General features: G+C 35.4%; 12 protein-coding genes. 4 read left to right on the top strand and 8 right to left on the bottom strand.

Going from position 1 to position 9,811, the window contains the following annotated elements; genetic code table 11:
* From ACN0QX_RS09245 to ACN0QX_RS09235, 3 genes are all read right to left on the bottom strand, one after another.
* The coding region (locus ACN0QX_RS09245; protein ID WP_417196544.1) for a hypothetical protein at window positions 1–442 on the bottom strand (442 nt) is incomplete at its 3' end.
* A 70-nt stretch (window positions 443–512) separates the two neighbouring features.
* A complete protein-coding gene (locus ACN0QX_RS09240; RefSeq protein ID WP_417196541.1) occupies window positions 513–986 on the bottom strand; it encodes a CYTH domain-containing protein in 474 nt (157 codons plus the stop codon).
* A 30-nt stretch (window positions 987–1,016) separates the two neighbouring features.
* Complete coding sequence (locus ACN0QX_RS09235; protein WP_417196539.1) at window positions 1,017–1,676, bottom strand: NAD(P)H-binding protein; 660 nt, start codon at window positions 1,674–1,676, stop codon at window positions 1,017–1,019.
* 41 nt (window positions 1,677–1,717) lie between these two features.
* Between ACN0QX_RS09235 and dinB the strand changes: the two genes are divergently transcribed.
* Entirely contained in the window at window positions 1,718–2,821 is a 1,104-nt protein-coding gene (gene dinB, locus ACN0QX_RS09230) for a DNA polymerase IV (RefSeq protein ID WP_417196537.1), read from the top strand.
* 101 nt (window positions 2,822–2,922) lie between these two features.
* Here dinB and pyk read toward each other — a convergent pair whose 3' ends face one another.
* The 5 genes from pyk to ACN0QX_RS09205 all read right to left on the bottom strand — a co-directional run bounded on the left by pyk (window position 2,923) and on the right by ACN0QX_RS09205 (window position 7,207).
* On the bottom strand, window positions 2,923–4,365 hold the full coding sequence (pyk, locus tag ACN0QX_RS09225; RefSeq protein WP_417196535.1) for a pyruvate kinase: 1,443 nt from the start codon (window positions 4,363–4,365) through the stop codon (window positions 2,923–2,925).
* Window positions 4,365–4,847, bottom strand: a complete 483-nt coding sequence (locus tag ACN0QX_RS09220) for an IPExxxVDY family protein (RefSeq protein ID WP_417196533.1) — start codon at window positions 4,845–4,847, stop codon at window positions 4,365–4,367. Before ACN0QX_RS09220 ends, pyk begins: the two co-directional genes overlap by 1 nt.
* A 114-nt stretch (window positions 4,848–4,961) precedes the next feature.
* Window positions 4,962–5,702: a ribonuclease III gene (gene rnc, locus ACN0QX_RS09215; RefSeq protein ID WP_248397102.1), complete on the bottom strand. Its 741-nt coding sequence runs from the start codon at window positions 5,700–5,702 to the stop codon at window positions 4,962–4,964.
* Between the two features lie 7 nt (window positions 5,703–5,709).
* The gene (gene fabF, locus ACN0QX_RS09210; protein ID WP_248397100.1) at window positions 5,710–6,960 is read right to left on the bottom strand and encodes a beta-ketoacyl-ACP synthase II; all 1,251 of its coding nucleotides are present in this window, start codon (window positions 6,958–6,960) and stop codon (window positions 5,710–5,712) included.
* A gap of 13 nt (window positions 6,961–6,973) precedes the next feature.
* On the bottom strand, window positions 6,974–7,207 hold the full coding sequence (locus ACN0QX_RS09205; RefSeq protein ID WP_008637711.1) for an acyl carrier protein: 234 nt from the start codon (window positions 7,205–7,207) through the stop codon (window positions 6,974–6,976).
* A gap of 184 nt (window positions 7,208–7,391) precedes the next feature.
* Here ACN0QX_RS09205 and ACN0QX_RS09200 point away from each other — a divergent pair, with 184 nt between their 5' ends.
* From ACN0QX_RS09200 to ACN0QX_RS09190, 3 genes are all read left to right on the top strand, one after another.
* Window positions 7,392–7,958 (top strand): phosphoribosylglycinamide formyltransferase, encoded by a 567-nt coding sequence (locus ACN0QX_RS09200; RefSeq protein ID WP_417196530.1) that lies wholly within the window; start codon window positions 7,392–7,394, stop codon window positions 7,956–7,958.
* Window positions 7,959–8,083: 125 nt separating this feature from the next.
* Entirely contained in the window at window positions 8,084–8,728 is a 645-nt protein-coding gene (locus tag ACN0QX_RS09195) for a viroplasmin family protein (RefSeq protein ID WP_417196528.1), read from the top strand.
* Window positions 8,729–8,829: 101 nt separating this feature from the next.
* Window positions 8,830–9,756 carry a PfkB family carbohydrate kinase gene (locus ACN0QX_RS09190; protein ID WP_248397092.1) on the top strand — a complete coding sequence of 309 codons (927 nt, stop codon included), beginning with the start codon at window positions 8,830–8,832 and terminating at the stop codon, window positions 9,754–9,756.
* Window positions 9,757–9,811: the final 55 nt, after the last annotated feature.

Here is a 9,811-nt window from a genome sequence, read left to right as displayed (position 1 = left end):
AAATACATATCCCTATTTCTTCTTCCGATAAGTGAAAGTAATAATTTGGATATGTATTTTGCGTTTTTTGAATGGATTTTAAATTGCATTCTATTAAAACCAAGACATCTGGAATCCGTTTATTTTCAATAAAAGCCTCTTCAAAACTTTGATTATGTCCAGCATTCCAAACCACAATTTCCAAACCATTTTTACTTGTGTTATTATGGTTTGAAACATAGCTTTTAAAATACCAGATAACACTTAAAACTAGTAGAAATAACATGGAGATTTTGCGCCATTTCTTATTAACTATAATTGAAAAAGAAGTTAATAGCATGATAATTGGAAGCGGAAATGCATAAAAGATGATGGCAGACGCATAGAAGTAATCTTTAACCGTAAAATGAATTATTACAGCAACAATAAAAATAATTTGAATACCTATTTTTAATTGTTTCATTAAGGCTGTAGATTTTCAATTTTACCTGCTAATAAAGCAGCTATATTTCTATTGAAACTTACAAAATCCCTCATGAATTCCAATTTTTAAAAGGGTTCTTACTCAATTGCGAATTGTAATATCTAGTTTCTCCTGTTACTTCGTTGCCAAGCCAATTGGGTTTTTCAAATGATTCGGTTGGGTGTTTAAGTTCTACTTCAGCAACAATCAAACCTGCATTTTCTCCAAAAAACTCATCGACTTCAAAGACATGTTTACCAACTTCTATATCATAACGTATTTTATCAATAATGCCTATTTCACATAATTTTAATAAGGCTTCAGCATCGGGTTTTGAAATCTCTTTTTCCCATTCAAAACGCGATAATCCATCATCGGAAGATGCACCTTTAACCGTAATAAAACCAATTTCTCCTTTGAGGCGCACACGAACCGTTCGTGCCTTATCCGTATTTAAAAACCCTTGCTTAATCCGTGTATTTCGAATAGCTTCAGTTTTAAATTGTTCTGAAGTAACTAAAAATTTGCGTTCTATTTCAATCATATTTAAAGATTTCGCTGAAGCGAAAATGAGTTATTGATTTGCAATGTGTTTAATATCATCCGACAAAATCCGACTATCTGGATAATTGTTATTATCTAAAAATACCATGCATTTTGCAATGGTTTCTGGTTGGATGGATTTGTATTTAGCCAATGAACCTATTAAAAATGGATTAACCACAGTCATAGCAATTTTAGCTAGTTTTTCACCTAAACGGTTTTCATCACGACTCCCACCAATTAGAGATGGTTGGAGCACGTAGGTATTTGATATTTGTTGTGCCAAAACGGCCTCTTCCATTCTACCTTTCGTACGATTGTAAAACACCTTACTGTTTTTATCAGCACCTAAGGCAGAAATCACAATATAGGTTTTAATCCCATTTTCTTTAGCCATTTCAGCAGCGGAAACAGGAATACCATAATCAATTTTTAAATAGGTTTCCTGGTCAGGAGTTTTGGCTTTGGTGGTTCCTATACAACAAAAGACCACGTTGCCTGTAAACTGTTCTTGGTGGGATTTTAATTCGAATAAATCCACCAAATGCTCTTCAATTTTGGGATTACCAATACCACAAGCCGATCGTGAAAACAACTTAATTTTATCATATCTGTTATCGTCCAGAAGTTGCTGCAATAGCAAACCGCCAGTTAATCCTGTTGCACCTAAAATGATAGCTGTTTTACCCATAATGACCTGTTTATATGCTAAAGATATTATAAATTTACATCATGCCAGACACATTTCCCATTAGAAAAATTATTCATGTGGATATGGACGCCTTTTATGCGTCTGTAGAGCAAATGGATAATCCTGAATTAAGAGGAAAGCCATTAGCTGTTGGTGGTTCTGGGAATCGTGGTGTAGTTAGTGCAGCCAGTTACGAAGCTCGGAAGTTTGGCGTTCGTAGTGCCATGAGCGGTATGCAAGCCAGACGTTTGTGCCCTGACTTAATATTTACTAAAACCCGTTTTGATCGGTATCGTGAAATTTCTAAACAGATTCGGAACATTTTTTACGATTATACCGATTTGGTAGAACCTTTGTCTTTAGATGAAGCCTATCTAGACGTTACCGAAAATAAAAAAGGCAATCCCAGTGCGAGTTTAATAGCCCAAGAAATCCGAACGCGTATTTTTAATGAAGTCGGCTTAACAGCTTCCGCCGGAATTTCCATCAATAAATTTATTGCAAAAATTGCCAGTGATTACAACAAACCTAATGGCCAGAAAACGGTAAATCCTGAAGATGTTTTACCCTTTTTAGAAGGTTTAGATATTCGGAAATTTTATGGTGTTGGGAAAGTAACGGCCGAGAAAATGTATCAGCTCGGTATTTTTACAGGCACCGACTTGAAGTCGAAAACCATTGAATACCTAGACACACATTTTGGAAAATCTGGTCGTTTTTATTACCATGTGGTTCGCGGGATACATACCAGCGAAGTTAAACCAAATAGAATTCGAAAGTCATTAGCTGCCGAGCGGACCTTTAGTGAAAATTTATCCTCGGAAATTTTCATGTTGGAAAAGTTAGAACATATTGCAGACGAAGTGTCCAAACGATTAATAAAAAGTGATGTGGCGGGAAAAACCATCACTTTAAAAATAAAATATAGCGATTTTACCATGCAAACACGCAGTAAAACATTGCCGTATTTTGTGAGTGATGCCAGCGTAATTTTAGAAACAGCCAAAGATTTATTGTATCAAGAAAGTATGCAAAATTCGGTGCGACTTTTAGGAATCTCATTATCCAACCTCAACACCGATAAAAAAACCAAAAAACCCGAAGAAAAAAAAGCGGTTAGTGTGCAATTGCAGTTTGCTTTTTAGAATAGCGCCTTTTGGAAGCGTTTAATAAAATAGAATTCAAAAAAAACCTCATTAGTTTTATGATTAATGAGGTCTTCCTATATTAAAATGGTGGTCGATTCTTAAAAATTACAACTTGTTATTTCAGTCACTCGAAGCGTATTTACCATGCCTTTATCCTGAATTGGCATAGCTGCTAAACTCACCAACATATCACCTTCTTCCAAATAGCCTTTTTGGCAAGCTATGGTATTAACATCTTCAATGGTTTCATCTGTACTCACAAATTTATCATAGAAAAATGCTTTTACACCCCAAAGTAAATTCAGTTGGGTTAAAATCCTGCGGTTAGACGAGAATACTAAAATATGTGCTTTTGGTCGCCATGCCGAAATTTGGAAAGCCGTATAACCACTATTTGTTAATGTAGAAATAGCTTTTGCATCAATTTCGTTTGCCATATTGGCGGCATGATAGCAAATAGATTTTGTTATAAAACGTTTGGTTCGAATATGAGGTGGCATTTGTGGTACTTTTATCAAGTTGGAATCTTCCACACTTTTGATAATATTAGACATTTGCCTAATTACCTGAACCGGATATTGCCCTACAGAAGTTTCACCTGAAAGCATAACGGCATCGGCACCATCCATAACTGAATTGGCCACGTCATTAACTTCCGCTCGTGTTGGTGTTAAACTGGAAATCATAGTTTCCATCATTTGTGTTGCAATAATTACGGGAATACGAGCTTGTTTTGCGCGTAATACCAATTGCTTTTGAATGAGTGGCACTTCTTCCGCTGGAATTTCCACACCTAAATCGCCACGAGCTACCATTAAACCATCGCAATAGGCAACAATTTTATCGATATTTTCTACCGCTTCTGGCTTTTCAATTTTAGCAATAATTGGAATTTTATGGTCACTGTGCTTACTGATTAATTCTTCTAATTGCATTAAATCTTCTGCATGACGTACAAAGGATAAAGCCATCCAATCCACTTCCATTTTAATGGCAAAAATAGCATCTTCAATATCCTTTTCTGTTAAAGCCGGTTGCGATATATTCGTGTTTGGTAAATTAACGCCTTTTTTAGAGCGTAATGGTCCACCTTGAATAACGCGCGCTTTGACTTCCGATTTTTTATCGGTTGATACGACTTCAAAAATAAGTTTTCCGTCATCTAACAGAATCCGTTCGCCTGGTTTGGCATCTTGAGGAAACTTATCATAGGTCATATAAACCCGTTCTTTGGTTCCTTCAAAACGTTTTCCTGTTGCAAAAATAATTTCGTCTCTTTCATTTACAATCACCTCGCCTTTCATAGTTCCAACACGTAATTTCGGGCCTTGTAAATCGCCTAAAATGGCGGCATTGTATCCAAATTCATCGTTTAATTCACGAATCATTCCAATGCGCTCTTCTACATCTTTATAATCGGCATGTGAAAAGTTAATTCTAAACACATTTACACCTTCATCTAGCATGGCCTTTAAAACGGCTTTCGTGCTTGTTGCTGGTCCTAATGTGGCTACTATTTTTGTTTTTTTTCTTTTTAACATTAATAAAATATTAAGTTGTTTTTATATTTTAGTTCCGAAGGGTTGACACTATAAGCGGCAACAACATTCGGAATGGATTGAATTTTTTTAGTTAGCTCCTGAACTTGATCTTCTGTAATAGCGTCATCAGAAATTTTCAAAAAATAATTCACCGTTTTGTATTCGGGTATTAAATGATAGGTTTCTGTGGTTCGTTGATCTTGCGAACCAAAAAGAGAATTATCATTTTCCGTCGTTATTACTTCTACTTGGCAGCTATTTGATACTAAATGCCATGTGGCAAATTTATGCGCATCTACCCATTCAAAAATTTCGTACTGTGTGTTGTTTCCGAAGTCTAAATCCGCTTTTTGTCTTGATAAAAGAAGTTGTAATTCTTTATTTAGAAAATAGGCTAACCGGTAACTTTCTAAAGGGCTATGAATACCAATTAGTGCATAATCTATGGTATCTAAAAAATCGTTTAAGTCTAGTTTTTGCATTAGCATAATCATCAAAACTATTTGTAAAGATAGTGTATAATAGCTATAATTGGATGTTGTTTATATTAAACTTAACAGGAATGTGTTACACAAACGTTATTGTAACTTTATACGCTAGTTATCTTTGGACATCTGATTTTGAAAAACAAAAAAGGCGCGTTTAGAGGCTTTTTCTTCTGCCTTTTTCTTGGAGGTAGCTCGTGCTTTTGCTACTACTTTATTATCAATAGATAATTTTACGGCAAAATGGCGAATATCATCATTACCAGTATCTTCATAAACATTATAATCGAAAACTTTTTTCTCCTTTTGGCACCATTCAATCAGTAAGCTTTTGTAGCTAATTACTTTACCTTCCAATTGAGAAATATCTACATATGGGATAATAACTTTTTTGTAGATAAACTTTTCGCAATACTTATACCCACGATCTAAAAATATAGCGCCAACTAACGCTTCAAATAAATTGCCATAAATATTATCGCCAAAATGACCTTTAGGTATTTTACTTTCAACTAAATCAATTAAATTTAAGTCTTTTCCAAGCTCGTTAAGATGCTCGCGACTTACAATTTTAGAACGCATTTTTGTTAAATAGCCTTCATCGCCACTTGGCACTTCAGAATATAAATGTGATGCAATTACAGACCCTAGCATAGCATCGCCTAAAAATTCTAGACGCTCATAATTAATGGGGTGACCTTCCGCATCCTTAATGTTCATGGAGCGATGGGTGAATGCTTTTTTGTAATAGGCTATATTTTTGGGTTTGAAGCCAAGAATATTATGGATACATACAAAAAAATTCCCGCCAGATTTTGAACGGGAATTTAATATGTTTCGAATGTTTTTCATTCGTTGTTTAATCAATTTTTTTAAATAATACGCATGCATTATGGCCACCAAAACCAAACGTATTACTCATGGCAACTTTAACATCGCGTTTTTGTGCTTTGTTTAACGTTAAATTTAATTCAGAATCAATATTTTCATCAGCAACCTCATGATTTATAGTTGGTGGTACCATACCGTGTTCCATTGCTAATATAGACGCAATAGACTCAATAGCACCAGCAGCTCCTAACAGGTGACCTGTCATAGACTTTGTTGAATTGATATTAATATTTTTAGCATGCGCTCCAAACACTTCAGAAATTGCTTTCAGTTCGGCAACATCTCCTAGAGGTGTTGACGTTCCATGCGTGTTGATATGATCAACTTCTTCTGGTTTTAAGCCTGCGTTTTCTAAACAATTTCTCATTACTGCAATCACACCAATCCCTTCTGGATGTGGCGCTGTCATGTGGTAGGCATCTGAAGACATACCGCCTCCTAATACTTCCGCATAAATTTTAGCTCCACGCGCTTTGGCATGTTCGTAATCTTCTAGTACAATAGCACCAGCACCTTCACCTAATACAAAACCATCTCTGGTAGCATCAAAAGGTCTTGAGGCTGTTTCTGGGCTTTCATTTCTAGTTGACAAGGCATGCATGGCGTTAAAACCACCCATACCTGCAATAGTTACTGCAGCTTCACTTCCACCGGTTACTATAACATCACAATGTCCTAAACGAATATAGTTTAGCGCATCAATCATAGCATTGGCCGAAGATGCACAAGCAGATACTGTTGTATAATTAGGACCCATAAATCCATGTTTAATGGAAATGTTTCCTGGTGCAATATCTGCAATCATTTTCGGAATGAAGAATGGGTTAAATCTTGGTGTACCATCACCAGCAGCAAAGTTTAAAACTTCGTCCTGGAAGGTTTCCAAACCACCTATTCCTGCTCCCCAAATAACACCGACTCTTAATTTGTTTACCGCGTCTAGGTCCAGTTTAGAATCTGCAATAGCTTCATCTGAAGCTACCATAGCATACTGCGTAAACCGGTCCATTTTTCGCGCTTCTTTTCTGTCAAGAAAATCGGTGGCATTAAAGTTTTTTAATTCGCAAGCGAATTTTGTCTTGAACTTTTCAGTATCAAAATACGTTATAGGTGCAGCACCACTCTTTCCACTTACTAGTGCTTCCCAAAATTCATCTTTGGTATTCCCTATAGGTGTTAGTGCTCCTAAACCAGTAACTACAACTCGCTTTAATTCCATAAATTCTAATGAATTATTTTGCTGTTTCTATATAAGAGATAGCTTGACCAACCGTTGCAATGTTTTCTGCTTGATCGTCTGGGATTTGAATATCGAATTCTTTTTCGAATTCCATGATTAATTCTACAGTGTCTAATGAATCTGCTCCTAAATCGTTCGTGAAGCTAGCTTCAGTTACAACTTCGTTTTCATCAACACCTAATTTGTCTACGATAATCGCTTTTACTCTTGATGCAATGTCTGACATAATCTTTTAATTTTAAGTTTTAATTAGTTGGCAAAAATAAAAATTTTATTCTTATTCCACACCTTTACTGCAAAAATGTGGTTGTAATTTACTAAATTTCCTTTAAGTAAATCCTTTTTACCTTCTAATTGTTATAATTTATTCTTTTTTTTGCGGAACTAATCATGACATGACAAGCTGCTATATGAAACGTATTGTAATTTTTGCGTCCGGATCTGGATCTAATGCTGACAATTTAATTAAGTTTTTTCTAAACAACGCGCATGTTGAAGTTACGCATGTTATGACCAACAATCCTCATGCCAAAGTACTGGAGCGTGCTAAAAATCTAAATATTAGCGCGTTTTCATTCAATAGACAAGCGTTTTCAAAGTCCGATGATGTTTTGAATATCCTAAAAACCTTTCAACCCGATTTAATTGTGTTAGCGGGTTTTCTTTGGAAATTTCCCGAGCATATCTTGGCGGCGTTCCCAAATAAAGTTATTAATATTCACCCTGCACTTTTGCCTAATTATGGTGGTAAAGGTATGTATGGTATGCATGTTCATCATGCTATTGTTGCAAATAAAGAAATTGAAACAGGTATTAGTATTCATTATGTAAACGAACATTATGATGAGGGCGCACTCATATTTCAAGCAACCTGTCCTGTTTTACCTACAGATACTGCCGAAGGTGTAGCCGAAAAAATTCATGCATTGGAAATGGAACATTTTCCGAAAGTAATTGAGGAACTATTAAGCAAATAAATGGCATTCAGAAGGAGGTACGACTTAAGAATCTCTATAGAATATGGAATAAAAGAGATTCATCGCTATTGCTCTGAATGACCAAGCAAAACACCAATACTATTTTAAACTAAACCGCATAATTCGTGTCCAAAAAGAAGAAGAAAAAATATTATACCGTTTGGAAAGGTCATAAAACTGGTGTTTTTGAAACTTGGAACGACTGTAAAGCCCAAGTTAAGGATTACCAAGGTGCAGTTTATAAATCTTTTGACACTTTTGATGCAGCCAAAAAAGCTTTAAACAGTAATTACAAAGATTTTATTGGCAAGAAGAAAGGATTTAAAAGTGAATTATCTGAAGTCCAGCTTAAAAAAATAGGACGACCTAATTACAATTCAATAGCTGTTGATGCGGCATCGTCTGGAAACCCAGGCGTTATGGAATATAGAGGTGTAGACACTAAATCTAAAAAACAATTATTTATTCAAGGTCCTTTTCCGGAAGGGACTAATAATATTGGCGAATTTTTAGCACTTGTTCACGGATTAGCATTTTTAAAGCAACATAATAGTGACCGCATTTTGTACACCGATTCTAAAATAGCCATGAGCTGGGTGCGTAAAAAAACCTGTAATACCAAATTACCACGTAATTCTAAAAACGAAAAAATGTTTGAATTGGTAGATCGTGGCGTAAAATGGCTGAAAGAAAATACTTATACAACCACTATTGTAAAATGGGAAACGAAAGCTTGGGGAGAAATTCCTGCAGATTTTGGTCGGAAGTAAATGCGCACAATCTCTTCTTTTTTAAAACACTTTGAACTTAAATAAATTCGTTTTTTAGTTATCAAAAACCCTATATTTGCATCAAAATTTGAAACCTTTTTATGAGTAAATTAGTAATTGTAGGAACCGTAGCTTTTGATGCTATTGAAACACCTTTTGGAAAAACTGATAAAATTTTAGGAGGCGCAGCTACATATATTGGACTTGCCGCTTCGCAATTTAATGTGGATGCAGCAGCTGTTTCAGTTGTTGGTGGCGATTTTCCACAGGAATATTTAAATTTATTATCAGAAAGAAACGTTGATATTTCAGGTGTTGAAATTGTAAAGGAAGGCAAAACATTTTTCTGGAGTGGTAAATATCATAATGATATGAACACGCGTGACACCTTGGCAACAGAGCTGAATGTATTAGCTGATTTCCAACCAGTAGTTCCAACCAATTATCGCGATGCCAAAATTGTGATGCTTGGAAACCTACATCCTTTAGTGCAATTAAGCGTTTTAGAACAAATGGAAAACAAGCCAGAATTGGTGATTTTAGACACCATGAATTTCTGGATGGATTGTGCATTAGACGATTTGCTAAACGTAATTAAAAAGGTAGATGTAATTACCATTAATGATGAAGAAGCAAGACAACTTACTGGCGAATATTCGTTAGTTGTTGCGGCTAGAAAAATTCATGATATGGGACCAAAATATGTGGTGATTAAGAAAGGTGAACATGGTGCATTATTGTTTCATAATGATAAAGTATTCTACGCCCCAGCTTTACCATTAGAAGAAGTTTTTGATCCTACAGGTGCTGGAGATACATTTGCTGGTGGTTTTGCAGGTTATTTAGCAAAATCTGATGATGTTTCGTTTGACAACATGAAGAATGCCGTGATCTATGGGTCTACATTAGCCTCCTTTTGTGTCGAGAAATTTGGCACAGAACGCATGGTGAATTTAAAAAGTAACGAAGTTCACCAACGCTTGCAACAGTTTAAGAGTTTAACACAATTCGATATTGAATTAACATAATACAAACGCGCTCATAAATTGAGCGCGTTTTTAATTTACATAATAGTACACACTA

This window comes from Bizionia sp. (genome assembly GCF_048259285.1).
Classification (GTDB): domain Bacteria; phylum Bacteroidota; class Bacteroidia; order Flavobacteriales; family Flavobacteriaceae; genus Algorimicrobium; species Algorimicrobium hallyeonense.
This window is presented reverse-complemented; position numbering and strand designations above follow the sequence as displayed.